Raw genomic sequence first — 24,049 nt, 5'->3', positions numbered from 1 at the left:
GGATTCGATATTGAGCGTACCGCGCCACGGCGAAAGGCGCATGAAATACGGACGACAATTAGTGTAGGGAAAACGTCCTTACGGCGATTTGTCTGCGCCCTTCAGCCGCGATGCAATGGCCTGCAGATCGTTCCAGGCGTAGCGTTTCTGCGCCGGTTGTTCGAGCAGGTAGCGCGGCTGCAGCGTTGGCATTGCCGCAACTTCGTACCCGCCGGTTGTTTTCAGCTCCTGCCATGATCCGCGAAGCTGCAGGATATTGCCCGTATCGCCGAGAAACATGCGTGCCGCGCCGTTCCCAAGCAGCACAACGAGCGACGGTGCGGCCAGTTCGATCTGCCGCTCGGCAAACGGCTTGCAGATCGCCGCGTTCAGCGGGGTTGCCGGTCCGTCGCCCGGAATTCGCCAAGGCACGGCGAAGCCGATGTAACAGTCGTCGCGCGATAGACCGATCGCGGCGAGCATCCGGTCGAACAGGCGGCCTTCAGGCCCTGTCAGGGCATCGCCGCTTGCGTCGTCGTCGCGTCCCGGTGCGTCGGAAATGACCATGATAGCCGCGCCGCGCGTTCCGCCTTCGAACACGGTGTTGCGCGCAGTGAGCTTCAAGTTGCAAGCGGTGAACGCCTCGACGGCGGCGCGCAATTCGTCGAGGCTGGATGCGCCTTCGGAGGCTTTGCGGGCGAGCGCCACTGCATCGGCATCGGGCATCACCGGCGATTGGCCCGGCGCTGCCGCTTGCTGCACCGGAGCCTCGCCGCGCCCCGACGCGGCCGGGCCTGCCTGAGCCGCAGCGTTCGGCTCGAGGTGATCGAACGGTTCGTCGCTGATTGGAAAGTCGAGCCCGCTTTCGGCATAAAAGCGTAGCAGACTTTCCAGCTCGGCCCGTGTCGGTGGGGAAGCGGTTGCCATGGTCTTTGTTTTGCAGATGGCGCGGCTTGCATCAAGCATCTGCGTCGCTCCATCTCGCGCGGCGGGAGCGCTACTCGGCATTCGCGGCAAACCCGGACTGCGGCAAGAAACCCCGTTGATTTACCGGCTATCGCGTAGTCAGCATGGGTTTTTGCGCCGCGTACCGACGCAAACAGTCCTTGCGCGTGCGGGCTTCGTTGCTAAAAGTCGGCGCGAATTTCAAAGGCACGGACATTGCGGTTACGCAGACGCAACCATACCGCAACGGAGGTTTACTATGAGCGACGCCAACACCGAGACCGGTCCCATGGACGAACCGCGCGAAAGCATGGAGTTCGATGTCGTGATCGTCGGTGCCGGCCCCGCTGGGCTTGCGGCTGCCATCCGGCTGAAGCAGATCGATCCGGACATGACGGTCGTGGTCCTGGAAAAAGGCGCTGAGGTGGGCGCGCATATCCTGTCGGGCGCGGTGGTCGATCCGGTCGGTATCGACAAGCTCATCCCGGACTGGCGCGACGATCCCGACCATCCCTTCAAGACACAGGTGACCGACGACCATTTCCTCTTCCTCGGACCCGCCGGATCGATCCGCCTGCCAAACTTCGCCATGCCATCGCTGATGAACAATCACGGCAACTACATCGTTTCGCTGGGCAATGTATGCCGTTGGCTGGCCGGTCGCGCCGAGGCGCTTGGCGTCGAGATCTATCCGGGCTTTGCGGCTTCCGAGGTCATTTACAATGACGACGGCTCGGTCAAGGGCGTGGCGACCGGCGACATGGGCGTCCAGCGTGATGGGACGCCCGGACTGATGTTCGCACGCGGCATGGAACTGCACGGAAAATACACGCTGATAGGCGAGGGGGTCCGCGGCTCGCTTGCCAAGCAGCTCATCGCCCAGTTCGGTCTCGACGCCAATCGCGACGTTCCCAAGTTTGGCATCGGCATGAAGGAACTGTGGGAGGTCAAGCCCGAACAACACAAGCCGGGCCTGGTCCAACACTCCTTCGGCTGGCCGCTTGACATGCGCACCGGCGGCGGCTCGTTTCTCTACCATCTGGAGGACAACCTCGTTGCGGTCGGTTTCGTTCTGCATCTGAACTACAAGAACCCTTATCTCTTCCCGTTCGAGGAGTTTCAGCGTTTCAAGACCCACCCGTCGATCTGCGAGACATTCGAGGGCGCCAAACGCATCGCCTACGGCGCGCGCGCGATCACCGAAGGCGGTTGGCAATCGGTTCCCAAGGTTTCGTTCCCGGGCGGTGCGCTGCTCGGCTGCTCTGCGGGCTTCGTCAACGTGCCGCGCATCAAGGGTTCGCACAATGCCGTGCTGTCCGGGATGCTGGCCGCTGACAAGGCTGCCGAGGCGATTGCGGCGGGACAAGCCAACGATCTGGCGCTCGACAGCTACGAGGCCGCCTGGCGCGGCAGCGAAATCGGCAAGGATCTGAAGCTGGTGCGCAACGTCAAGCCGCTCTGGTCGCGTTTCGGGACCGCGCTGGGCGTCGGCATTGGCGGCATCGACATGTGGATCAACCAGATCACGGGCGGCTGGTCGCCGCTCGGCACGCTGAAACACGGCAAGCCGGACCACCTTGCGACCGCCAAGGCATCGGCCGCCAAGATGATCGCCTATCCGAAGCCGGACGGCGTTCTGACCTTTGATCGTCTGTCCTCGGTGTTCTTGTCCAACACCAATCACGAGGAAGACCAGCCGGTCCATCTCAAGGTACGCGACGACGACCTGCAGAAGACGTCGGAGTATGCCGACTTCGCCGGACTTTCGGCACGCTACTGTCCCGCAGGCGTTTACGAATGGCTCGACGCCGATGGAAATTCGGTTCCCGCCGACGCAACGCGCAAGGCAGGCGATACGGTTCGCTTTCAGATCAACGCCCAGAATTGCGTCCACTGCAAGACCTGCGACATCAAGGACCCGAACCAGAACATCAACTGGACCGTACCGCAGGGCGGTGAGGGGCCGGTCTATCCAAATATGTGATTGTGCCGGTATTCGGCGCACAACGGACGGATTGATGCGCGCACTGCAGCGGCTGGTGCGCGTGAACAAACTGTACCAACGTTGCTTTGTGTTTCGATTATCGAAAAGTAAACGGGTAACCCGCTGAAAATTGCAGGCGGGTATTAATTCCCTGTATTCCACAGTCGGACGATAAGTTTCATAGGCGAAAACTTGGGTTGGTTTCCTTGAATCGCCGGCTCACATGACGTGTTGCGCCCGCCCCGGATCGTAGCCGGGATGTCTCTCGCATCAATCCAAGGTTTTCATTTCATGCTTATCTCACGCAAGCTGCCGCTCGCGGCGGCGATCTTGACTGTCGTTTCCATCGGCATCGCGAGTACTGCAGGCGTGGTGATTTCTTCTCGAACCATCGAGCGTCAATCCACCGAAAGCTTGACAGCCATTGCCGATGCCCGCCGCGACGAACTGCAGCGCTACCTGCAGGAGGTCGAACTGGACCTCTATGTAAACGCGACGAGCAAAGAGGTGATCGCTGCGGTCAAATCGTTCAATTGGGCATGGAACGTCTTGAACGCCGACCGTCAGCAGGAACTACAGCGACGCTACATCACCGAAAACCCGCATCCGACCGGCGAGAAACATGTGCTCGATGCGGCCGACAATGGCGACACCTACGACACTGCGCATGCGCAATATCATCCGAGGATGCGCAAACTCCTGGAGACGCACGGTTTCTACGACATCTTCCTGTTCAACACCGAAGGCGATCTCATCTACACCGTGTTCAAGGAGTTGGACTTCGCGACCAATCTTGTGAGCGGCGAGTGGAGAGACACCGGCCTTGGTCGCGTCTATCGTGCCGCGCTCGAACTGAACAGCAGCGAGGATATCTCCTTCGATGACTTTGCTGCTTATGCGCCTTCCAACGACGCGCCGGCCTCGTTTGTCGCCACGCCTGTTTTCGATGGCGATGAGAAAATCGGCGTCCTCGCATTCCAGATGCCGGTCGACGAGATCAAGGTTCTGATGTCGAGCGTCATCGGACTGGGCGAAACCGGTGAGACCCTGCTTCTCAGAAGCGACGGACTGTTCATCGCCGATGCGGTTCGCACCCCTGAAAACGATGTCTTGAAGACGGATTTGGATATTCCGGAGATCCGCGCGCTCGACAATCAGAACGTGATCACCGCCGAAACGACGCGGTATCGGGACATGAAGGCGAATGTCGCACTTGCCCGGGTCGGATTCCAGGGCGCCAACTGGATTGTCGCAGCGATTATGGATGAACGCGAAGTGCTGGCCGGCGTGACGGCGATGCGCAACACCGTGTTCGCCATCGCGCTCGCGCTGCTGGCCGCCGCCATCGCTGCCAGCGTCTGGTTCTCGCGTAGCCTGACGCGGCCGATCGCCGCCCTTGTCGGCGATATGAAGACGCTTGCCGACGGCAACACGGAGATTGCGTTGGCCGGCGCCGAACGCAATGACGAGATCGGTGACATGGTGCGCTCGGTCGTCGTTTTCCGCGATGCCGCAGTCGACAAGCAGCGCCTTGAAGCTGAAGCGCAGGCCAACCGGACGATGTCGGAGAATGAGCGCCGCGAACGCGATGCCGCCCGTGCCGAGGAACAGCAGTGCATGCAGGACGCTGTTACGGCGCTGGCGGACGGCCTGACAAGGCTGTCGGAGGGAGATCTCTCCATCCGGCTCGAGCAACCCTTCATGGAGAGCCTCGACAGCATCCGGTTGAACTTCAACGCGTCGGTCGTCAAACTGAACGATACGCTGTTGCGGCTGCGCGACAACTCGGCCTCGATCGACGCAAATTCGCGTGAAATCCGCGGCGCTGCCGACAATTTGTCGGCGCGCACCGAACAGCAGGCGGCCTCGGTGGAGGAGACCTCGGCCGCGGTCGAGGAGATCACCGCGACGGTCAAGGAGACCTCGGGCCGCGCCGCCGAGGCGGCGGAACTGGCCGGTGTCGCCAAGTCGGACACCGACCGCTCGGCGGTCATCGTAGCCGAGGCCGGCAAGGCAATGCAGGACATCGAGAGTGCCAGCGGTGAAATTGTCAAGATCATCGATGTCATCGACGATATCGCCTTCCAGACGAACCTCCTGGCGCTCAATGCGGGCGTCGAGGCAGCGCGGGCTGGCGAGGCCGGCAAGGGCTTTGCCGTTGTGGCGCAGGAAGTGCGCGAACTTGCACAGCGCACGGCGATCGCCGCCAAGGAGATCAAGGAACTGATTGGTAAATCGGGCGCCGAAGTCGCCAACGGTGTCGAGCTCGTCGGCAAGACGCGTGGTGCACTTGAGAAAATCGCGGTGTCGGTCACCGATATCAACGATAAACTGAATGCCATCGCGACGGCCTCCAGGGAACAGCTGACCGGCATCGAGGAAGTCAACCAGGCGATCGGCCAGATCGATCAGGTCACGCAGAAGAACGCGGCGATGGTCGAGGAGACGACCGCCGTCAGCCATCGGCTGGCCGAGGACGTCGGCGCTCTGGGCTCGCTGGTCGGCGAGTTCCGGTTGCAGGAATCGAATTCTGCAACGCCGCTCCGCGTTGCGGCTCCGCAGACCGACGCGCCCGCCGCCTCACCAGCACGCAAGCTGGTCAAAGCGGTGTCGAGCGCATTCGGTCTGACCGGTTAGGCCGTCTTGCGAAGCCACTGTCACCGACAGGGAAGGGGCGGAGCAATCCGCCCCTTTTTTGCGTTTTCAGGGCCCACGCCGCCGCCTGTCCGCTTCCCGGCTAATCCGTACGACCGGCAAGACTTTCCACCAGCGACGGCGTCATGTCGAAATGCTCGCTTGCCGCGTCGATAACCGTGGTGTCGAGCGCCGGCGGCGAGAGGTCGACCCCCTTGCTCAGGCACTTGGTGATCGCCGTCATCGCCGCGATGCGCGCGAATTTCTTGTCATTGGCCGGAATGACGGTCCACGGCGCGTCCTTAGTGGAGGTCTTCTCGAACATCTCATCGATCGCCTTGGCATAGTCGTCCCAGCGATTGCGGTTGCGGAAATCCTCATAGGACAGTTTCCAGCGCTTGAGCGGGTCGTTGAGGCGGGATTCGAAACGGCGCAACTGCTCGTCGGGCGAGATGTGGAAGAACAGCTTCACGATACGCGTGCCGTCATCGACGATCATGCGCTCGAAGTCGTTGATCTCGCGATAGCCCGCACGCCAGCGCTTCTCAGGTGTCAGTTCCTCGATCCGCTCCACCAGGACCCTGCCATACCAGGACCGGTCGAATGTGGTGATCGCGCCGCGCGGTGGAAGCCGCTCCATGAAGCGCAGAAAATACTGCCTGTCCAGATAGTAGCGCCGCGGCGCCCCGATCGGCCACACCTTGAAGCTGCGCGGATCGAGCGCCGCCGAGATGCGCCTGATCGTGCCGCCTTTGCCGGCGGCGTCCCACCCCTCGAACACAAGCACTGCGGACCGGCCTGCGAACAGATAGGCCTGCTGAATACGTGTCAGTTTTTGCTGCAGTTTTTCCAGCTTGGCTTCGTATTCGGTCGCCTTGATGCGCTTGGTCAAGTCGATGTCGGAAAGACGCGGAAATGCACGCGGCGATTTTGCAGCCATGTATTCTCCTGACAAGTGCCGTTCATGTTGCGGGCGATATTCTGCTCACTGCCCGGCTGCCATTTTAGTGCCCGGAATGTGTGAAGACTTTGATTTTGATCATTTCATCACGATCCTTCCTGGGTAATCATCGGCTATGACCCGCACAGTCGACGTTCGTATTCCCGTTGGGGACGAGGGCTTCGGTCTTGACGGCGTCCTCACCGTTCCCGACAGCGCGTGGGGCCTTGTCGTTTTAGCGCATGGGAGCGGCAGTAGCGGCAGCAGCCCGCGCAATGGCTATGTAGCCGAGGCACTGCAGGCCAACGGCTTTGCGACTTTCCTGTTCGACTTGTTGCTCGATAGCGAGAAAACCGACCGCACGAAGGTTTTCGACGTGGCGCTGCTCAGTGGCCGGCTGATGGCAGCCATTCTCGATGTGCGCGACCGCGAGGAAACGAAAGTCCTGCCGGTCGGACTGTTCGGGGCCGGCACGGGCGCCGCCGCTGCTCTCGCATCGGCGGCCTTTCTCGGCGGTGACATTGCCGCGGTGGTAGCGCGCGGTGGCCGTCCTGATCTGGTTTTCGATTTGTTGGCGCGGGTCCGCGCGCCGACACTCCTGGTCGTGGGCGAATTGGACGAGGCTGTCGTTGCGCTCAGCCAGTCGGCGACCGAGCGGCTGCGCTGCCGCAAGGCCGTCAAGGTTATTCCCGGCGCAACCCATCTCTTCGAAGAGCCGGGCGCGCTCGATGCGGTGATCGAAAACGCGACGACCTGGTTCCTCACCAGTATGGGAGCGAACGGGGCAAACCCGTAGTTCGTCCCGCAAGCGCTCGATTTGCCTGCATTGCCGGCAACGCCGTGCCCGGCCGGAGTGGATGATTCGCGACTGTCATAAAACTGTGATGTTGTTTTGCTCCCGCGCAGATAAGGGAAATTCGGTGCGCGCGAAAAGTTGATCGGCGCCTTTCCGGCTACCCAGCATGGCGCTGTGCCGGGGTTTGGATCGTTGGGCCTGTGGCAGACTATCATATTGAAAAACAACATGAAAAATCTGCATGGTCGACGCAAGCCGGTTTGTGTGGAAGGCATTCTTGCGGCTGTGGAAAACATGACGTTTGCGTAACATTCAATTAGCCGGCTGCTTTTATCATGTTGTGGAAAACAGGCGATTTCGCTACGCTTCGGCGACGAGAAACACCCGGACCGGGCCATCGGCCCCGGGCTTCCGTTCACCCGCAGCGCCGCTTCCGGCGCGATAGAGCGCCGTGAGACGCAGACGGGCGCGCCGGCGGAGCGGGGACCGAACCGGTTTCGGGAACAAGCCGCGGAGGTATCTGGCGCTGCCATGACGAAATCCGGAATTCTCCTTTCCGCCGCCATCGGCGCGGTGCTGGCCGCGCAACCGGCCACCGCCGAGCCGAGCTATGTGGTGCTCGCCCATCCGGCCGCAGTCGACGGGCGGACCATCGAAGACGACCACGGCCGGCGCTACCGGCTGTATGCGGTCGACGCGCCGGAACTGGCGCAAGATTGCCTCGATCCCGAAGGCGAGCGCTACGCCTGCGGCGAAGCTTCGCGCGAGGCGCTGGCTGCGATGACGGAGGGCATCCTGTCCTGCGACATCGTCGGCATCGCGCCCGAAGCGATCAAGACGGTGCGCTGCCAGGACATGCTCGGCTACGACATCGGATCCGAATTGATCAGCGCCGGCTGGGCGCTTCCCGATCGCGCCAGCGGCCAGGACTATATCTTCGACGAGATGGAGGCCGAAGCCCGCGCGCGCGGGCTCTGGCAGGGCCGTTTCGTGCGCCCGGAACGCTGGCGGGCAGGCGCGCGCCTTTAGATCCTTGCGCGTCTCTAGATCGCTACGTCCCAGGGCCGGTCGCCGGCGGCGTCCTTGACACGCGTTGGCAGGCCCATGCGGTCGAGCAGCGCCAGAAGCGGCTTCGGATCGAGTTCCTCGACATTGACCATCGTGCCGGTGTCCCAGGTGCCGTCGGCGATCAGCATCGCGGCGGCCACCGGCGGCACGCCAGCGGTGTAGGAAATGCCCTGGCTGCCGACTTCTTCATAAGCCTCTGCATGGTCGGCGACATTGTAGACGAACACCGCGATGTCTTCGCCGCCGCGCTTGCCCTTGACCAGGTCGCCGATGCAGGTCTTGCCGGTGTAGTCGGGCGCCAGCGACGCCGGATCCGGCAGCACCGCCTTGACCACCTTGAGCGGCACGACTTCCAGCCCCTCCGCGGTGGTTACCGGCTGTTCCGACAGCAGGCCGAGATTCTTCAGGACCGTGAAGACATTGATGTAGTGGTCGCCGAAACCCATCCAGAAGCGTATATCGGCCTCCGGGTAGTTGATTGCCAGCGAGTGCACCTCGTCATGGCCGGTCAGATAGGCCTTCTGCTTGCCGACGACGGGCAGGTCCCATTCCTTGCCGACCTCGAACATCGTGTTGGCCTGCCATTCGCCGCCCTGCCATGAATAAACCGTGCCGGTGAACTCGCGGAAATTGATCTCCGGATCGAAATTGGTGGCGAACCAGCGGCCATGCGAGCCGGCATTGATGTCGACGATGTCGATCGATGTCACCGTGTCCATATGGCCGTCGATGGCGAGCTTCGCATAGGCGTTGACGACGCCCGGATCGAAACCGATGCCGAGGATAGCGGTGACGCTGGCCTCGGCGCAGCGCGCGCGCTTCTTCCACTCATAGGCCGCATACCAGGGCGGCGTCTCCCAGATCTCGTCCTCCTCCTCGTGCAGGGCGGTGTCGAGATAGGCCGCGCCCGTCTCGATACAGGCATCGAGCACGGCCATGTTGACGAAGGGCGGGCCGACATTGATGACGATCTGGCACCGCGTGGCGCGGATCAGCGCGGCGACAGCGCCGGTGTCGCGCGCATCGATGGCATGAGCGGCAAGCGCGCCATCGCTTTTCATCGCCTGCTTGTCATGGACGCTGGCAATGATCGCCTCGCATTTGGCGAGTGTCCGACTGGCGATGTGGATGTCGCCGAGACGGTCGTTGTTCTGGGCGCATTTGTGCGCCACCACCTGCGCGACGCCGCCGGCGCCAATGATCAGGACATTGCGTTTCATGGGCCTGCCGGTGCTCCTTTGTCGCGGTTCATGCCGGTTCAGGACAGCGCGGCGACGAAATCATCATAGCCGAAATCGCGCGCCAGCCGCACCGTGCCGTTCAGTTCACGCACAGCGATGGCCGGCATCTTGACGCCGTTGAACCAGTTCTTCTTGACCATTGTGTATCCAGCGGCGTCCTCAATGCTCAGCCGGTCGCCGGGATTCAGAGGCGCCGGAAAGCGGAACTCGCCGAAGATATCGCCGGCAAGGCAGGACTTCCCGCACACCATCCATTCATGCGGCCCCTCGTCGGGCAGGATCTCGGCCGATGCACGGTAGACCAGAAGATCGAGCATGTGCGCCTCGATGGACGCATCGACGATGGCGAGATCCTTGCCGTGGTGCATGGTGTCGAGCACGGTGACCTCCAGTGTTGCCGCGCCGGAGACGGCAGCCTCGCCGGGTTCCAGGTACACCTGCACGCCATGGACGCCGGCAAAGCGCTTCAGCCGTTCGGCGAAACGGTCGAGCGGGTAGTCCGCGCCGGTAAAGTGAATGCCGCCGCCCAGGCTGATCCAGTCCATCCGGCCGATCAGGTCGCCGAACCGCTGCTCGATGCCGGTCAGCATGGCGTCGAAACGGTCGAAATCCTCGTTCTCGCAATTGCAGTGGAACATGAAGCCGGAAATCCGGTCGGCGACCTTTTCGATCTCGGCTGGATCATGCTCGCCGAGCCGCGAGAAGGGCCGCGCCGGGTCGGCGAGATCGAACTCCGAGGTGGAAACGCCGGGATTGACCCGCAGGCCGCGCGGCAGTGCGGCGCTCTCGGCCTCGAAGCGGCGCAACTGGCCAATCGTGTTGAAGATAATCTTGTCTGCGTTGGCGACGACCTCGGCAATCTCGTGATCGGCGAAGGCGACCGAATAGGCATGCGTCTCGCCGCCGAATTTCTCGCGGCCAAGCTTGACCTCGTAGAGCGACGAGGAGGTGGTGCCGTCCATGTAGCCGGCCATGAAGTCGAACACCGACCAGGACGCAAAGCATTTCAGCGCCAGCAGCGATTTGGCGCCGGATGCTTCGCGCAGCCAGGCGATCTTCTCCATGTTCGGCAGGAGCCGCGCCTTGTCGATCAGGTAGTAGGGTGTGTTCAGCATCGCCCGGTGACTTCCAAGCGTTTCCAAGTTTGACAGGCGCGCCTGATGCCAAGCGCCGCCCGGCGCGTCAAGATGCGGTTGTTTCGACATGCCTCATCATTGCCGCGCCTCGTATCCGGGCCGGATCATTCAAAGACTTTTTCCTGTTCGCGACAAGCTTTCCCGGTCTGGCTGCGCCAGCCGGGGCATCGCGAATGGAAGACGGGCGGTCAAAGCATCGCAACGTCTAACAAGTAATAGCGATCCTCGGACCGCCCGCTCGGTGGTCTTGCAGCTTCGGTCGGCGGCCCGGAACGAAAGTCCGGGAAAACAAGACTGCGCGCGCCGCTTCATGCCGCCCTGACTTGGGGGTTCATCACCCAGTGACGCACCTCTGCGCCACCAGCCAGGCACCGTCCCACTCCCCATCAGCCGGTGTGCACGACAGACTTCCGTGAGCAGGCGGGAGTGATGATAGGGGAGGTACGTGCGCGGTGGATAAACATCACGCGACGGACCCGGCCGGATCGGCGTAACCATCTGGAATTGCCAGTGAAACAGCCAGGCGATGCGCGGCGTTTCCCTGCATTACTCCATCAGTAAAGAAGCGCAAACGGTGGCAACCACGCTGACACACACTGCGACCGGTGTCATATTGCCGTAAGCGGGCAGCGACAATTGCGGATTGTGGCCATCACGGCGAATTTGGAGATCGTTCGATGCAGTACAACCTCGACAACATCGTTTTCGTGTTCTCCGAATTCGCAGACGAAGACATGCAGATGGAATCCTGGTTCAGACTGTCGTCGGACGGGTACGATACCTCTCCGGACGACATGATTGGCTGGATCGATGACAACCTCGTTGCCGAGTGGAACGAAGATATCGTCAAATCGGTCGATCCGGATCTGCACCGCTACATCGCCGACTTCGTCAAGCGGGCGCAGGACGGCAGCGATGTCGACAGCGATCCATGGCGGTCCTATTCATCGCCGAAATGGGTCGAACTGCGGCTCATGGCCAAGGTGATCGTGGAAACGATCCGCGAGCGCATGGACGCTCTCAAATCCCGCTGACGCGACGCATCGCGTTCGCCCCGACGGACTGATTTTTCGCCGGGTTTACGCGCACGCCGGCCAATAGCGCCCGCAACACGGCGAGTATGGTTCGTCCGGCGTGGCCAACTGTCTCGCCATGCAGGGCTTCTGCCTTGCGCCTGTAGCTGTCGGTGTCGATCGATCCGTCGCTGCGGCGTTTGATTGGCGGAAGACCGGTGGATTGCGGGTTTGGTTCGGTCATGGTCGGGCTCCTCAGGGGCTTTCTTGCCGTCAGGATGAGCCAAGGGCCGGTTTCGGGTCTCAAACCCGATGCCGAAAAGTTCCGAAAAACCCCGAAATCTGCTAGTGCGATATCATGAGCGTTTTCAGCTTCGGCGACTATCAATTCGATTGTGAAGAACCGGCGCTGAGCAAGAACGGCGAGCCAGTGGCGATCGGCCACAAGGCGGCCGCGCTTCTGCGGACATTGCTGGAGGCGGATGGCAAACCGGTCAGCAAACAAGACCTGCTGGATGCGGTGTGGCCGGGCATGACGGTCGAGGAGAGCAACCTTTCCGTACAGATCGCCGCGCTGCGCAAACTCCTCGGCGCTCCGTCCGATGGGATCGACTGGATCGTGACCGTACCGCGGCTCGGCTATCGTTTTGCGCGTCTGCCGGGCAGCGAGCAGCGGCAGGCCGACGTGACCCTTTCTGGCGATGTACCGGAGGATCCACGCGACGGCCCTTCCATCGCGGTGCTGCCATTCGCCAATCTGAGCGGCGACATCGACCAGGAATATCTCGCCGACGGGATCGCCGAGGACATCATAACCGCGCTGACGCGCTGCGGCTGGCTGCATGTGGCGTCGCGCAATGCGGGGTTCGTCTACAAGGGCCGCTCCGCCGATCCGCGCCTCGTCGCCAGCGAACTGGGCGTCCGCTACGTGCTGGAGGGCAGCGTCCGCCGGGCCGGCGACGTCGTCCGCGTTTCCGTCCAACTCGTCGATGCCGCCGTCGGCCACGACATCTGGGCGCACAGCTACGACATGCGGGCGACCGATACATTCGCGATCCAGGACGAGATCGCGCTGCGCGTCGTCGCGGCGATAGAGCCGACGCTGCTGACCGCCGAGGCCGCCAGGGCGGTGCGGCGCAAGGGGGCGGTTTCCGCGCTCGACACGGTTCGCCAGGGCACGTGGTACTTCCACAAGGTGACGCGCACGACCCATCTGAAGGCGCGCGAACTGTTTCGCCGTGCCCTGAAGGCGGATCCCGAACTGATCGAGGCGAACTTCTGGCTCGGACGGGTCGCCGCCGGAGTTGTCGCCCTGGGATGGGCCAAGAATCCTGAGGCCGAGATCGCCGAGGGTATCGATGCGGCACTCAAGGCGGTCGAACTTGACGGCCTCAATCCCTATTCACACTACGCGCTGGCGATCTCCCGGCTTTATGCCGACCTGCCGGCCGAAGCCGCGTCGGCAGCGCGCCGGGCGATACAGATCAATCCGGGTTTCGCACTCGGCTATCTCATGCACGGCCACGCGCTGTTTTCGGCGGGCGACGCCGCCGGCGCGGTGGATCAGTTCGCGCGCGGGCTGGAGTTGAACGCCAACGATCCGCAGAACTTCGTCTGGAACAACCTGCTGGCGATCTCCTGCTACCTGTCGGGCGCACCCGAACGCGGCGCTGTCGCGGCCGCCAACGCCGCCGAGGTTCGGCCGGAATGGGTGCCGGCGCTGCGAAGCCTTGCGCTTTGTCACGACGCCGCCGGCGATCACGCAGCGGCGCTGAGAGTGTGCGGACAATTGGCGCGGCTCGACCCGCCGGCGGGCGACACGCTGGGGCCGTTCCGCAAGTTCAATCCCAAATGGGCGGTGGCGATGGATGAGGCACTGGCGCGCCTGACCGACGAGGCGGCGAAGGGGGAGAGATGAACGCGGCCAATCTGGGATTGCGGTTCCTGCTGGAGCTTGCTGCGCTGGGCGGTTTTGCCCTTCTCGCCTGGCAGGCGGGCAGCGGGCCGTGGCGTTTCGTCTTCGCGGTCGCCGCCGTCATCGCGGCGATGGCGCTGTGGGCGGTGTTTGCGGTGCCAGGCGATCCGAGCCGCTCCGGAAATGCGCCGGTGCCGGTGCCGGGCGCGCTTCGTCTGGTGCTCGAACTGGCGATCCTGCTCGGCGGCGCCTGGGCCTGGCATGCCGGCGGCCAGACACTGGCCGGCGCGATCATGGCGGCGCTGGTGGCGCTGCACTACGCGCTGTCCTTCGAGCGCATCGCCTGGCTGCTGCGCCAGTAAGGTTTCCTGCGAGTTTCACTCGGTGAGAAAGTCCTGGATCAGTTGCGCGCAGCGATCCCAGGCCGGGTCGGTCGTCGGCAGAACGTGATTGGCCGAGTCGAGCACCGCAAAGCGCGCGCCGGGAATTCCGGCCGCGAGATCCTGGCCCTGTTCAAATGGCACGCCGCCGTCGTTGCGGGAGTGGATGACAAGCGTCGGCGCTTTCACCAGGGCGAGTTGGTCGCCGACATCGACGTCGCCATGATGATCGAGCGTCGCGGCCGCGTTTTCCGGGCTCGTGGTCTTGCGCTGCAGGTCGGAGAACCAGCGTTGGCTCTCGGGCGGCGCGTCGGGCATGTAGAGCGTCGTGAACATCTGCCGGACCGCCGGATTGTCGCTGCCCCATCCGGCGCGGATCATTTCGATTGCGGCTTTGCGCATGACGGCCCCATCGTTGCCGCCGCGCCGTTTCCAGCCCTGGGAATAGCCGCCGATCAGCACCAGCTTTGAGACCCGCTCCGGATTGCGCGTCGCATAGACGACCGCCTTGGCGCATCCCTGCGACAGGGCAATGATGGGAAAACGATCGAATCCCGCAGCGTCGATGACGGCGGACAGGTCCTCGACCTGCCGCTCGAGGCTGAAATCCGTCACGTTCCATGAAGACAGGCCCATGCCCCGGCCGTCATATCTGAGCAACCGGTGGCGACTGGTCAGTTCCTCGAAATAGTGCCGCCACACCGGGCTTTGCCAGTCGAATTCGAGGTGATGCAGCCAGTTCGCCGCCTTGACCAGCGGCGGACCGGACCCGGCCAGCGCATAGGCAAGGCGGGTGCCGTCGGCGCTGTGGCAATAGTGGATCTCCTGTTCGTGGCGGCGCGATGCGTCAGGCGGATTAGCCCCGGCTTCGCCGTCCTGGCGCAGTTCCACGACGGAGGCGACGAAGCGCAGGCCGCGCCCATGCATCGTCTTGAGATATTCCTGCCGGCGCCCGTCGTCGCCGATCGCCTTGCGCGCCGCACTGACGGCGCTGGAGATGGCCGCATCGGAGATCGCCCTGCCGTTCCAGATCGCCTCGACCAGGTCTTCCTTGGAGACGACCCGGTGGCGCTGCTCGATCAGAAAGATGAGCAGATCGAGTACCTTGGGCTCGAAGTCCACGGGATTGCCGGACGCAAACACCTCACGCGTTGAGGGATCGACAGTTATGTCTTCGAAAACGTACTTCATCATTGCATCGAAACAGGCGGTATCCGCGATGGCCGGGTCCGCGGACCCCTGAGACCGGGACAGCGGGTCATACCGCCATGTTTCCCGAGACCCGGGCAAGTTACCGCTTCGGAAGGTGGATTGCCAAGTGGTTAGCCGGAAGCCGGTTTGTCACGGAGACAATGTCGGCGTTGTGACGCAACGGCGCATGGCCTATTGCGGCCCGGGGGAGTGCGCAAAGACAATCGACGCACGGAGGGTGCGATGTCGGACGGTTTTGCTTCCCGGCGGGCGACCGGGATATTGCTTGCCTTTCTGTGTCTGCTGCTGCTCGGCGTGATGCCGGTGATCAGCAATGGCCGGCCCGCCGAATACAGCGCACTCGGCTTCGCCTTCGGCCTGACGGTCTGGCAATTGCTGTTCTCGTTGCCGCTTTACCTGCGCGAGCGCTCCGGCGGCGGACGCCAGCCGCGCCGCGCCAAAAGCCGGTCGAATGCGCGCGTCATCGCCGTGTTGCTGGGCACCGGGTTTCTGTTCGCGGTCTCTACACTGCTCTATGTTGTTGCCTTCCAGACCGCCGGTTCGGTCAACGCGGCCATCGCCCTGCAAGCCTATCCGCTGATGGCCATGGCGCTGGAATCGGTGTTGCACGGCAAGCGGCGCAGCCTGGCCGAAATCGCCTTTACCGCGCTGATCGTCGCCGCGCTCTACTATCTTGCCACCGGCGGCACCTTCATGATGCGCGGCGTCTCGGCCTGGTTCCTGCTGGCATTGGCAGTGCCGGCGCTGTGGAGCGTCGCTCATGTCACGCTGCGCGAGATGCTGGCTGCCGACGACATCACCCCGAACGCGGTCGTGACGACGCGGCTTGTCGTGTCCGCACTGTTCCTGCTGCCGGTGCTGATCGGCATGGAAGGGCTGGACGGGCTTGCAGCGGGATTGGTTCGCCCCGAATTCGCCGCAGCGGCCGCACTGATGGGGCTGGTCTACTATGTCGAACTGATCCTCTGGTTCAACGCGGTGCGTTTCATCGATGTCTCGGTGGCCAGTTCGGTGACGGTGCCGGCGCCTGCCGTCACGGCGATCCTCGCATTCGTGCTGCTCGGCGAGGCGGTTTACGCTTATCAGGTCGCGGCCATGGCGGTGGTGATCGCCGGCCTCTACGGTCTGCTGCGCGCGGGTGCGCGGCAAGCGGCGCGGTAAGGGGCAGGGGATTTAGCTCCAGTCGAGCACGACCTTGCCGCAGCCGCCTTCGCCCATGCGCTTAAAGCCGGTCGCAAATTCGGCGACAGGCAGGCGGTCGGTGACGATGGCGCGCAGATCGAGCCCCGACTGGATCATCGCGATCATCTTGTACCAGGTCTCGAACATCTCGCGCCCGTAAATGCCCTTGATCGTCAGCGCCTTGAAGACAACCGCCACCCAATCGGTCTCGATGGGCTTGGCAGGGATGCCGAGCACCGCGATGCGCCCGCCCATCAGCATGTTTTCGATCATCTGCGACAGGGCGGGGGCCGCGCCGCTCATCTCCATGCCGACATCGAAACCTTCGCGCATGCCGAGGCGGGCGCGCACATCCATCAAGTCTTCCTCTGCCACATTGACCGGGGTGATGTCGGCGACGCGGCCGGCCAGCGCCAGCCGGTCGGCATTGATGTCGGTCAGAACCACATGGCGCGCCCCGGCATGGCGCGCCACCATCGCCGCCATGATGCCGATCGGCCCGGCGCCGGTGATCAGCACATCCTCGCCGACGAGATCGTAGGTCAGCGCGGTGTGCACGGCATTGCCGAACGGATCGAGGATCGCGCCGAGTTCGTCGTCGATGTCGTCGGGCAGCGGAATGGCATTGAAAGCGGGCAGTTTCAGATATTCGGCGAACGCGCCGGGGATATTAACGCCGACGCCGCGGGTCTCCGGGTCGAGATGGAACTTGCCGGCGCGCGCCGCGCGGCTGCGGTGGCCGACCACATGGCCTTCGCCCGACACCCGCTGGCCGAGTTTCAGATCCTCGACATGGCTGCCGATCTCGACGATCTCGCCGGCATATTCATGGCCGACGACCATCGGCACGGGAACGGTCTTTTGCGCCCATTCGTCCCAGTTCCAGATATGCAGGTCGGTGCCGCAGATGCCGGTCTTGCGGATCCTGATCAGGATGTCGTTGGGGCCGATTTCGGGCACGTCGACGGCGCGCATTGTCAGCCCCGGTGCGGCCTCGGCCTTCACGAGCGCCTTCATCTTTTGCGGCGAACCCATTCAGACGACTCCCAGTTCGCGGCCGGCATCCTGAAACGCGTCGATGCCGAAATCGAGGTCCTGGCGCGTCAGGGCGGCGTTCATCTGGGTGCGGATGCGCGCTTGGCCCTTCGGCACGACGGGAAAGAAGAAGCCGGACACATAGACGCCGCGTCGGTCGAGCGCGGCGGCGAGATCCTGCGCCAACTGCGCCTCGCCGAGCATCACCGGAACGATCGGGTGCTCGCCCGGCAGCAGCGTGAAGCCGGCGGCCTCCAGCCCGGCCCGCCAATAGGCGGCATTGTCGAACAGCCGTGCGCGCAGCTCGTCGCCTTCCTCGACGATCTTCAGCACTTCCAGCCCGGCGGCGACGACCATCGGCGGCAGCGCATTGGAGAACAGATAGGGCCGGGCGCGCTGCCGCAGCATGTCGATCACCGGCTGCGGGCCGGCAACATAGCCGCCAATCGCCCCGCCAAGCGCCTTGCCGAGCGTGCCGGTGAGGATCGCGACCTTGTCGGCGACGCCGAAATGGTGCGGCGTGCCGCGTCCCTGCGGCCCCATGAAGCCGGTGGCGTGGCAGTCGTCGACCATGACGACCGCGTCATACATTCCGGCAAGCGCCGTGATCTCGGGCAGTTTCGCCAGATAGCCGTCCATGGAGAACACGCCGTCGGTGGCGATCATGATGTGGCGGGCGCCGTCGGCGCGGGCGGCGCGCAGCTGGGTTTCAAGATCGGCCATGTTGGAATTGGCGAAACGGTAGCGCTTCGCCTTGCAGAGCCTGACGCCGTCGATGATCGAGGCGTGATTGAGCGCGTCGGACACGATGGCGTCTTCCGGTCCGAGCAGCGGCTCGAACAAGCCGCCATTGGCGTCGAAACAGGCGGCAAACAGGATCGCGTCGTCCTTGCCCAGAAACCGGGCGAGTGCCCGCTCCAGGTCGCGGTGATTGGCGCGAGTGCCGCAGATGAAGCGCACCGAGGCCATGCCGTAGCCGTCTTCATCGAGCGAGCGTTTGGCGGCAGCCACAAGCCGCGGATCGTCGGCAAGCCCGAGATAATTGTTGGCGCACAGGTTCAAGACATCGCGGCCGTCGCCGTTTTGCGCGATGCGGATATGACCGGCCTGCGGCGAGACGATCTCGCGCTCGCGCTTGTAAAGCCCGTCGGCCTCGATCTGCCGGAGTGTACCGGCCAAATGGCTGAGGAATGCGTCGGACATGCGGCTGCCTCCTTCGGCGCGATAGTCGCCCGCAGCTTAACCGCATACTGCGACTTTCGCGCCCCGTCGTGACGCATTGCTGGCGGGTCGGTCACAGCCGGGCGTTGAGGAATTCCTCGACGTCGTCAAAAACGGCGAAGCTGATGGACTTGCCGGTCAGGGTCGAGTGCGCGGACCCGTCGAGGTCGGGAAAACGATCAATCGCGTCCCCGAGCAACTCTTCGGCGGCGCTGGCGTGCGGCTCGCGGCTGATCCGGTCGCGGCTGTAGCGGTACAACCTGGCGCAGGGTTTCGGCAGGGTGTTGCCGCGTGCGCGGATGGCGGCGCGCAACTCGTCGCTCAGTCCGAGCGTCTCGTAGCCGGAAAAGAAGGGATAGCTCGGCTGGCAGGCGACTGCCGCGCTGACATTCGGTGAGGCGATGCCGGCAAGCGCGAAACCGCCGGTCAGGCACATGCCGATAACGCCGATATCGCAGTCGGGTTGTTGCGCCGCCACATCCTCGATCAGTTGCAGCAAGGCTTGCGTGAACGGCCGGTCCTGTTTGTCGGGTGCGCGATCGAACAACCGTTTGAACTCGCCACTCATACAGAACACCACCGAGCGTGATGCGCTCATTTCGGTGCCCGGCTGCTTGAACAGGAGTGGCATGTACACCCGAAAGCCGCGCCTTGACATGCTGCGGCTGTAATCGATGAAGGACGGACTCATGCCCGGCAGTTCGTGGAGGACGATCAGCGGTTTTTCGCCCTCGGCGCTGACATAGACCGGCGTCTTGTCCGGACCAAAAGCGAAGTCCTGCGCGATCTCAAATCCGTCGACGGCAATCTGGTTGGACATGGCTCGGTCCCCTTCGGCGCTTGGCGGGTCGGGCACATGCTAACGCGCCGCAGGGGAAGAATGAACCGCCTTTGCGCGGACTACCGCGCCATGTCGAGATAGGCCGTGGCCACCATCGCGTCGATGTCGGCGGGCACCGGCACGACGCAATCCGCCGGACCGGCGCCGCCGCGCGCCACCCGCTCCAGGCAGCGCGCTTGCAGCAGACGGCAATTGGCGCCGACCCAGTCGATGCGCGTCAAAGTGTATGGCGGTGCCATTTGTTCCCTCTTGCTTATGATGCAATTCAAGTGCGGACATACGCAGTCTGTCGTTCCCGGTGCATTGCCTCCCGGGCAAGGGTGGGGCAGGCGGCGCGGTTTTCCCCGCCCCCACGGCATGTTATGGGATTATCCTTACTGGTTTTCTGCGATGCGGCGTACGCTCTGGCAACATAATGGCGGATACGGGGAAGCAAACCGGTAGCGGGAGGCGGAGAGATGACAGACAACGGCGGTGGCTCATCCGGCAGGGGTTCGCTGCAAGCGGTCTATGGCTTGGCTTCCTCGGTGCTCGCCGCGTTCTTTCTCGGCTTCTACTTCTTCGTGTTCGTGTCGCTGGTCCTCGTGACGCTGACATCGCATCAGATCCAGTATGCGGTCCAGTCGCTGGAGTTCGGCGAAAGAGGTGTGACGCTGGCGACCATCTCGCGGATGCGTTCGCAGATCTCGGCGATTGACTATCAGATCGGCGATGCGGAGTTCGAACTGGACGATCTCAGGTTCGAACTGCGCGATGACGGTTTGGACAGCCAGGAGGAGGCGGACAAGCAGGAGGAATTGACTGCCAAGGAAGAGGCGCTCGACGGTCTGAAAAAGAAGAGGGAGGCCGTGTTCGAGCGGTTCGCCGAGGGCGACCGGATGGTGATCGAGGACATCATCAGCAAGCGGGAATTCCTGCGCGGTTTCGAAAACTGGTTGCTGCGAACGGTTTTCAGGCTGCGCATCGCATTCAGCTTCGTCGAAATGCCGCCCGAACTACTGACCCAACTGCTGGTGCTGTTCATGGGCGCGCTGGGCGGCACCGTACACCTGACCAAGATCTTCCTCGACCGTTTCCGCGGCCATGGCAACGCCGTCACCGACGGTATTCGCAATGCCAGCTATTACCTGTTCCGCCCGCTGCTTGGCGCGATCGTCGCGTTTTGCGTGTATGTGCTGGTCAAGGCCGGCGTATTGGTGGTGTCGCTGCCGACCGGACCGGACGGCACGGCGCAGCTCAATCCGTTCTTCCTGTCGTTTCTCGGCATTATTTCAGGAATGTTGGCCGAGGACGCGCTCGGCACGATCAAGCGCGCCGGCTCGGCATGGTTCGCCAGTTCCGAGGCGCCGCATGCGCGCCGTTGGGCGCATGATGAACTGGCCGCGATCGTGATCAGCGAGGACCAGCGTCGACAGCTGGCCAGCCATCTGGGCGTGACAACGACACAGCTCGACGGCTGGATGAATGGCGACATGGCGGTTCCGCTGCACGCGCAACAAACCCTGGCGGCATGGTTCCAGCAGCCGATGCGCAACCTGTTCACCGACATCAAGCCGCCGCGAGCCGACAACGAAGATGGAAACGGCGAGCGGGCAGGCGGTACGCCTACTGAAACGCCGTTTCGTTGAAGCTGCGCAATTTGCGCGAATGCAGCCGTTCAGGCGGCATCTGCGCCAGTTTCTCCATCGCCTTGATGCCGATGATCAGATGCTGGGAAACCTGCCTCTTGTAGAAGTCGGTGGCCATGCCCGGCAGCTTGAGTTCGCCATGCAGCGGCTTGTCGGAGACGCACAAAAGCGTGCCGTAGGGTACGCGGAAGCGGAACCCGTTGGCGGCGATCGTCGCCGATTCCATGTCGAGCGCGATGGCGCGCGACTGCGACAGCCGGCGCACGGGGCCGCGCTGGTCGCGCAGTTCCCAGTTGCGATTGTCGATGGTGGCGACGGTGCCGGTGCGCATGATCCGTTTCAGTTCATATCCGGAATAGCCGGTGACCTCGGCCACCGCTTCCTCCAGCGCCACCTGGACTTCGGCAAGCGGCGGCACCGGCACGGACAGCGGGATGTCCTCGTTGAGGACGTTGTCCTCGCGCACATAGGCATGGGCGAGCACGTAGTCGCCGAGCGCCTGACTGTTGCGCAGCCCGGCGCAGTGGCCCAGCATCAGCCATGCATGCGGGCGCAGTACGGCGATGTGGTCGGTGATCGTCTTGGCGTTGGACGGCCCGACGCCGATATTGACCATGGTGATGCCGGTGTGATCGTCGCGCATCAGGTGGTAGGCCGGCATTTGCGGCAACCGCGCCGGAGCGGCACCCGACGAGGGTTCGGTCTCGCCGGCCCGCGTGATCACATTGCCCGGCTCGACGAAGCCGGTGTAGCCGTCGCGGCCTTCGGCCACCGCCTCGCGGGCGAAGGCGCAGAACTCGTCCATATAAAACTGGTAGTTGGTGAACAGCACGAAGTTCTGGAAATGCGACGGGCTGGTCGCCGTGTAATGGGCGAGCCGGTGCAACGAATAGTCGACACGCTGCGCGGTGAATGCGGCGAGCGGCAGCGGCTGGCCGTCGACCGGTTCGAAATCGCCATTGGCGATATCGTCATTCGTGGTGTTGAGGTCGGGAACGTCGAATGTGTCGCGCAGCGGGCGGTTGAGGTTCTCGGCTGCCGCCTGTTCGACATAGGCGCCTTCCTGAAAGGCGAAATGCAGCGGGATCGGCGTGCCGGATTCGGCGACAGTCACCGGCACGCCATGATTGCGCAGGATCAGCCCGATCTGGGTTTCGAGATAGTCGGCGAACAGGTCGGGGCGGGTGACCGTGCCGACATAGTGGCCGGGCGCGACGACATGACCGTAGGCAAGCCGGGAATCGACCTGGCCGTAGCTGTCAGTGGTCACCTCGATCTGCGGATAAAAGGCGCGGGCGCGGCCGGTGACGGCCTCGCCACGACCGAGCGCGGCGAAACGGTCGCGCAGCCAAGCGGTGTTGCGGTCGTAGAGCGCGCTCACGGCCCTGACCGCCTCGGCGGCGTTAGTGAAAGATTGCGGTGCGAACGCCGGCGGCATGTCGCAGCCGGCATTGGAAACCGGATTGGTGGGAAGCGTTTCGAGTGTCTGTAAAGTCATGGCGCAATATAGTCAGTCGAACATGACACGCAATCGGCTGCGCTCGCCGGCGACGGTGTTTTTTTGCCCGCCTCATCGAGCGCGCATGATCGAAGCGTAGAGAACGAAGCCGGCGCCGCCAAGATTGCCGACGCCATCATCCTGTGCGGCAGCCAGACCGGCCAGCGGCCCGACCAGTACGGCGACGATCACCGTCATGCGCAGGGCGATACGGAGATTGGTGAGCAGTTTGCTGTTGGCGGTCATGACGTGTCCCTTTCGTGTCATGACCGCAAAATGCCATGCCGGGGCTGAACCCGTGCTGAGACGCCCGTTCATGCGGCGTTCAGCTTATCCTACGGAATTAGGGGTAAAAAATTCCATGTGAGAATGGCTTATATGAATAGCAGGGATGTTCACCTGCGTCGATTATTGGGTGATATTAGTATAGGTAAAGCGCCGCGCCGACACGCCCGTCCGCAAGGATGGTACAGTCTCCCTGCGGTTGGCGTGCGCTTTGCCAGACGCCTAACCCAAGGGTCCGGCGATCCAAGCCGGGCGAAGCGCCGAAAGGCCGATGACATGACGAAGCGGATCGCCGTTCCGGCTAGTTGCCGGTGTGCGTTTTCAGCGCCGGGCAATCGCCCCGAGGCATCATTGCCCGGATTGGCCGCGCGCCCGTCTTCGTGGTTGTAGTGACGGACGAAGGGGCGGGTCTCAATGTCACTGAACAAGCGATTGCACTTCCTCAGCGAAACGATGACGCGCAACGCCGGCGCCGAAATCGAGCAGATGTGCGAGGACGTGTTCGCCAACCAGCGCCGCTTCGCCACGGAAGACGGCACGATTGTCTCCTGCCCGAAGACCGTTCCCGAAAGGCCGCTTCTCGACGCGAACTGCCAGGCAACGACGCATGGCCGGCTTGCCGCGGGCCGGCGCTGCGTCGTCTTGTGTTTCCGCGGCAGTTGGTGCCCCTTTTCCACGACATCGATGCGCGCCTACGACGCGATCCGCCGCCCGCTGGCCGACAACGGTATCGCCATGTACGGGGTCACGCCGCAACATTGCTGCACGCTGGGTTCGGCGGTCGCGAGAAACGGTCTCGGGTTTCCGCTGCTGACCGATCCCGACCAGTCGTTTCTGGAAGGCCTTGGCGTGCGGGTCGAAATCCTTCCGGCGATGTTCGATGTCTATCTGCGCTGGGGGCTCGATTTCTCGAAATTGAACGAGGCCGGCGACTGGTCGCTGCCGCTCGAGGCGACTTTCATTGTCGACGCCGACGGTGCGGTGCAAAGAGCTGTCGCCTTTCCCATGCCCTATGATCGCATGGAGCCGCAGGCGATCATCGAACACTACTGCGGTGCCTGGCCGCGTGAGAATGGCGGCGGGCGTCCGGAACCGGAGTTGTCCGCCGACTGAGTG

Annotated in this window: 21 protein-coding genes and 1 pseudogene; 10 read left to right on the top strand and 12 right to left on the bottom strand. The window is 63.3% G+C overall.

The window, feature by feature from the left end; all coding sequences use genetic code 11:
* Window positions 1–78 precede the first annotated feature (78 nt).
* Complete coding sequence (locus ACO06R_RS16330; protein ID WP_421852371.1) at window positions 79–945, bottom strand: uracil-DNA glycosylase; 867 nt, start codon at window positions 943–945, stop codon at window positions 79–81.
* A gap of 268 nt (window positions 946–1,213) precedes the next feature.
* On the opposite strand from ACO06R_RS16330, the gene ACO06R_RS16325 reads away from it, so the two are divergent.
* A complete protein-coding gene (locus ACO06R_RS16325) occupies window positions 1,214–2,908 on the top strand; it encodes an electron transfer flavoprotein-ubiquinone oxidoreductase (RefSeq protein ID WP_421859460.1) in 1,695 nt (564 codons plus the stop codon).
* Between the two features lie 291 nt (window positions 2,909–3,199).
* Window positions 3,200–5,545 (top strand): methyl-accepting chemotaxis protein, encoded by a 2,346-nt coding sequence (locus ACO06R_RS16320; protein WP_421852366.1) that lies wholly within the window; start codon window positions 3,200–3,202, stop codon window positions 5,543–5,545.
* A gap of 100 nt (window positions 5,546–5,645) precedes the next feature.
* On the opposite strand, the gene ACO06R_RS16315 is transcribed toward ACO06R_RS16320, so the two are convergent.
* Window positions 5,646–6,482 (bottom strand): polyphosphate kinase 2 family protein, encoded by an 837-nt coding sequence (locus ACO06R_RS16315; RefSeq protein WP_421852363.1) that lies wholly within the window; start codon window positions 6,480–6,482, stop codon window positions 5,646–5,648.
* A gap of 136 nt (window positions 6,483–6,618) precedes the next feature.
* Between ACO06R_RS16315 and ACO06R_RS16310 the strand changes: the two genes are divergently transcribed.
* Both ACO06R_RS16310 and ACO06R_RS16305 read left to right on the top strand, forming a co-directional pair.
* Window positions 6,619–7,278, top strand: a complete 660-nt coding sequence (locus ACO06R_RS16310; protein ID WP_421852360.1) for a dienelactone hydrolase family protein — start codon at window positions 6,619–6,621, stop codon at window positions 7,276–7,278.
* 531 nt (window positions 7,279–7,809) lie between these two features.
* Window positions 7,810–8,307: a thermonuclease family protein gene (locus ACO06R_RS16305; protein ID WP_421852357.1), complete on the top strand. Its 498-nt coding sequence runs from the start codon at window positions 7,810–7,812 to the stop codon at window positions 8,305–8,307.
* Window positions 8,308–8,321: 14 nt separating this feature from the next.
* On the opposite strand, the gene ACO06R_RS16300 is transcribed toward ACO06R_RS16305, so the two are convergent.
* Both ACO06R_RS16300 and ACO06R_RS16295 read right to left on the bottom strand, forming a co-directional pair.
* Entirely contained in the window at window positions 8,322–9,566 is a 1,245-nt protein-coding gene (locus ACO06R_RS16300; protein WP_421852354.1) for a saccharopine dehydrogenase family protein, read from the bottom strand.
* A 38-nt stretch (window positions 9,567–9,604) separates the two neighbouring features.
* Window positions 9,605–10,702 carry a carboxynorspermidine decarboxylase gene (locus ACO06R_RS16295; protein WP_421859457.1) on the bottom strand — a complete coding sequence of 366 codons (1,098 nt, stop codon included), beginning with the start codon at window positions 10,700–10,702 and terminating at the stop codon, window positions 9,605–9,607.
* Window positions 10,703–11,400: 698 nt separating this feature from the next.
* On the opposite strand from ACO06R_RS16295, the gene ACO06R_RS16290 reads away from it, so the two are divergent.
* Complete coding sequence (locus ACO06R_RS16290) at window positions 11,401–11,757, top strand: hypothetical protein (protein WP_421852351.1); 357 nt, start codon at window positions 11,401–11,403, stop codon at window positions 11,755–11,757.
* Here ACO06R_RS16290 and ACO06R_RS16285 read toward each other — a convergent pair.
* Complete coding sequence (locus ACO06R_RS16285) at window positions 11,744–11,980, bottom strand: hypothetical protein (protein ID WP_421852348.1); 237 nt, start codon at window positions 11,978–11,980, stop codon at window positions 11,744–11,746. The genes ACO06R_RS16290 and ACO06R_RS16285 overlap by 14 nt on opposite strands.
* Before the next feature lie 114 nt (window positions 11,981–12,094).
* On the opposite strand from ACO06R_RS16285, the gene ACO06R_RS16280 reads away from it, so the two are divergent.
* Together ACO06R_RS16280 and ACO06R_RS16275 are read left to right on the top strand one after the other, a co-directional pair.
* On the top strand, window positions 12,095–13,654 hold the full coding sequence (locus ACO06R_RS16280) for a winged helix-turn-helix domain-containing protein (RefSeq protein ID WP_421852345.1): 1,560 nt from the start codon (window positions 12,095–12,097) through the stop codon (window positions 13,652–13,654).
* Window positions 13,651–14,013 carry a YrdB family protein gene (locus ACO06R_RS16275; RefSeq protein WP_421852342.1) on the top strand — a complete coding sequence of 121 codons (363 nt, stop codon included), beginning with the start codon at window positions 13,651–13,653 and terminating at the stop codon, window positions 14,011–14,013. The genes ACO06R_RS16280 and ACO06R_RS16275 overlap by 4 nt, the downstream gene beginning before the upstream one ends.
* A 15-nt stretch (window positions 14,014–14,028) precedes the next feature.
* On the opposite strand, the gene ACO06R_RS16270 is transcribed toward ACO06R_RS16275, so the two are convergent.
* Window positions 14,029–15,225, bottom strand: coding sequence for an alpha/beta fold hydrolase (locus tag ACO06R_RS16270; RefSeq protein WP_421852339.1), 1,197 nt, complete (start codon window positions 15,223–15,225; stop codon window positions 14,029–14,031).
* Between the two features lie 240 nt (window positions 15,226–15,465).
* Here ACO06R_RS16270 and ACO06R_RS16265 point away from each other — a divergent pair, with 240 nt between their 5' ends.
* Window positions 15,466–16,404, top strand: a complete 939-nt coding sequence (locus ACO06R_RS16265; RefSeq protein WP_421852336.1) for a DMT family transporter — start codon at window positions 15,466–15,468, stop codon at window positions 16,402–16,404.
* A 12-nt stretch (window positions 16,405–16,416) separates the two neighbouring features.
* Here the strand turns inward: ACO06R_RS16265 and tdh are convergent, their stop codons facing one another.
* The 4 genes and pseudogenes from tdh to ACO06R_RS16245 form a co-directional block, all read right to left on the bottom strand.
* Window positions 16,417–17,442 (bottom strand): L-threonine 3-dehydrogenase, encoded by a 1,026-nt coding sequence (tdh, locus tag ACO06R_RS16260; protein WP_421859455.1) that lies wholly within the window; start codon window positions 17,440–17,442, stop codon window positions 16,417–16,419.
* Between the two features lie 18 nt (window positions 17,443–17,460).
* Window positions 17,461–18,663, bottom strand: coding sequence for a glycine C-acetyltransferase (locus ACO06R_RS16255; protein ID WP_421852333.1), 1,203 nt, complete (start codon window positions 18,661–18,663; stop codon window positions 17,461–17,463).
* A 91-nt stretch (window positions 18,664–18,754) separates the two neighbouring features.
* On the bottom strand, window positions 18,755–19,501 hold the full coding sequence (locus ACO06R_RS16250; protein ID WP_421852330.1) for a dienelactone hydrolase family protein: 747 nt from the start codon (window positions 19,499–19,501) through the stop codon (window positions 18,755–18,757).
* Window positions 19,502–19,581: 80 nt separating this feature from the next.
* Window positions 19,582–19,704: pseudogene (locus ACO06R_RS16245) on the bottom strand (adenosylhomocysteinase); the annotation flags it as partial.
* A 276-nt stretch (window positions 19,705–19,980) separates the two neighbouring features.
* Here ACO06R_RS16245 and ACO06R_RS16240 point away from each other — a divergent pair.
* On the top strand, window positions 19,981–21,150 hold the full coding sequence (locus ACO06R_RS16240; protein ID WP_421852327.1) for a hypothetical protein: 1,170 nt from the start codon (window positions 19,981–19,983) through the stop codon (window positions 21,148–21,150).
* Here the strand turns inward: ACO06R_RS16240 and ACO06R_RS16235 are convergent.
* Both ACO06R_RS16235 and ACO06R_RS16230 read right to left on the bottom strand, forming a co-directional pair.
* On the bottom strand, window positions 21,128–22,588 hold the full coding sequence (locus tag ACO06R_RS16235) for an AMP nucleosidase (RefSeq protein WP_421859453.1): 1,461 nt from the start codon (window positions 22,586–22,588) through the stop codon (window positions 21,128–21,130). The genes ACO06R_RS16240 and ACO06R_RS16235 overlap by 23 nt on opposite strands.
* Before the next feature lie 132 nt (window positions 22,589–22,720).
* Complete coding sequence (locus ACO06R_RS16230) at window positions 22,721–22,894, bottom strand: hypothetical protein (RefSeq protein WP_421852324.1); 174 nt, start codon at window positions 22,892–22,894, stop codon at window positions 22,721–22,723.
* A 453-nt stretch (window positions 22,895–23,347) separates the two neighbouring features.
* Between ACO06R_RS16230 and ACO06R_RS16225 the strand changes: the two genes are divergently transcribed.
* Complete coding sequence (locus tag ACO06R_RS16225) at window positions 23,348–24,046, top strand: redoxin domain-containing protein (RefSeq protein WP_421852320.1); 699 nt, start codon at window positions 23,348–23,350, stop codon at window positions 24,044–24,046.
* The last annotated feature ends 3 nt before the right edge of the window (window positions 24,047–24,049 follow it).

It is taken from the genome of Oricola sp., from assembly GCF_965230365.1.
In the GTDB taxonomy this organism is placed as follows: Bacteria; Pseudomonadota; Alphaproteobacteria; order Rhizobiales; family Rhizobiaceae; genus Oricola.
Note: the sequence above shows the minus strand (reverse complement) of the source record. Positions and strands in the feature narration are given on the sequence as shown.

What these genes read in the sequence shown, in the direction of transcription:
- ACO06R_RS16225 (WP_421852320.1), top strand. Translation starts at nt 23,348, where the DNA reads ATGTCACTGAACAAGCGATTGCACTTCCTCAGCGAAACGATGACGCGC.
- ACO06R_RS16235 (WP_421859453.1), bottom strand. Translation starts at nt 22,588, where the DNA reads ATGCCGCCGGCGTTCGCACCGCAATCTTTCACTAACGCCGCCGAGGCG.
- ACO06R_RS16230 (WP_421852324.1), bottom strand. Translation starts at nt 22,894, where the DNA reads ATGACCGCCAACAGCAAACTGCTCACCAATCTCCGTATCGCCCTGCGC.
- tdh (WP_421859455.1), bottom strand. Translation starts at nt 17,442, where the DNA reads ATGAAGGCGCTCGTGAAGGCCGAGGCCGCACCGGGGCTGACAATGCGC.
- ACO06R_RS16270 (WP_421852339.1), bottom strand. Translation starts at nt 15,225, where the DNA reads ATGATGAAGTACGTTTTCGAAGACATAACTGTCGATCCCTCAACGCGT.
- ACO06R_RS16300 (WP_421852354.1), bottom strand. Translation starts at nt 9,566, where the DNA reads ATGAAACGCAATGTCCTGATCATTGGCGCCGGCGGCGTCGCGCAGGTG.
- ACO06R_RS16315 (WP_421852363.1), bottom strand. Translation starts at nt 6,482, where the DNA reads ATGGCTGCAAAATCGCCGCGTGCATTTCCGCGTCTTTCCGACATCGAC.
- ACO06R_RS16280 (WP_421852345.1), top strand. Translation starts at nt 12,095, where the DNA reads ATGAGCGTTTTCAGCTTCGGCGACTATCAATTCGATTGTGAAGAACCG.
- ACO06R_RS16255 (WP_421852333.1), bottom strand. Translation starts at nt 18,663, where the DNA reads ATGTCCGACGCATTCCTCAGCCATTTGGCCGGTACACTCCGGCAGATC.
- ACO06R_RS16275 (WP_421852342.1), top strand. Translation starts at nt 13,651, where the DNA reads ATGAACGCGGCCAATCTGGGATTGCGGTTCCTGCTGGAGCTTGCTGCG.
- ACO06R_RS16295 (WP_421859457.1), bottom strand. Translation starts at nt 10,702, where the DNA reads ATGCTGAACACACCCTACTACCTGATCGACAAGGCGCGGCTCCTGCCG.
- ACO06R_RS16250 (WP_421852330.1), bottom strand. Translation starts at nt 19,501, where the DNA reads ATGTCCAACCAGATTGCCGTCGACGGATTTGAGATCGCGCAGGACTTC.
- ACO06R_RS16320 (WP_421852366.1), top strand. Translation starts at nt 3,200, where the DNA reads ATGCTTATCTCACGCAAGCTGCCGCTCGCGGCGGCGATCTTGACTGTC.
- ACO06R_RS16305 (WP_421852357.1), top strand. Translation starts at nt 7,810, where the DNA reads ATGACGAAATCCGGAATTCTCCTTTCCGCCGCCATCGGCGCGGTGCTG.
- ACO06R_RS16310 (WP_421852360.1), top strand. Translation starts at nt 6,619, where the DNA reads ATGACCCGCACAGTCGACGTTCGTATTCCCGTTGGGGACGAGGGCTTC.
- ACO06R_RS16285 (WP_421852348.1), bottom strand. Translation starts at nt 11,980, where the DNA reads ATGACCGAACCAAACCCGCAATCCACCGGTCTTCCGCCAATCAAACGC.
- ACO06R_RS16330 (WP_421852371.1), bottom strand. Translation starts at nt 945, where the DNA reads ATGCTTGATGCAAGCCGCGCCATCTGCAAAACAAAGACCATGGCAACC.
- ACO06R_RS16325 (WP_421859460.1), top strand. Translation starts at nt 1,214, where the DNA reads ATGGACGAACCGCGCGAAAGCATGGAGTTCGATGTCGTGATCGTCGGT.
- ACO06R_RS16290 (WP_421852351.1), top strand. Translation starts at nt 11,401, where the DNA reads ATGCAGTACAACCTCGACAACATCGTTTTCGTGTTCTCCGAATTCGCA.
- ACO06R_RS16240 (WP_421852327.1), top strand. Translation starts at nt 19,981, where the DNA reads ATGACAGACAACGGCGGTGGCTCATCCGGCAGGGGTTCGCTGCAAGCG.
- ACO06R_RS16265 (WP_421852336.1), top strand. Translation starts at nt 15,466, where the DNA reads ATGTCGGACGGTTTTGCTTCCCGGCGGGCGACCGGGATATTGCTTGCC.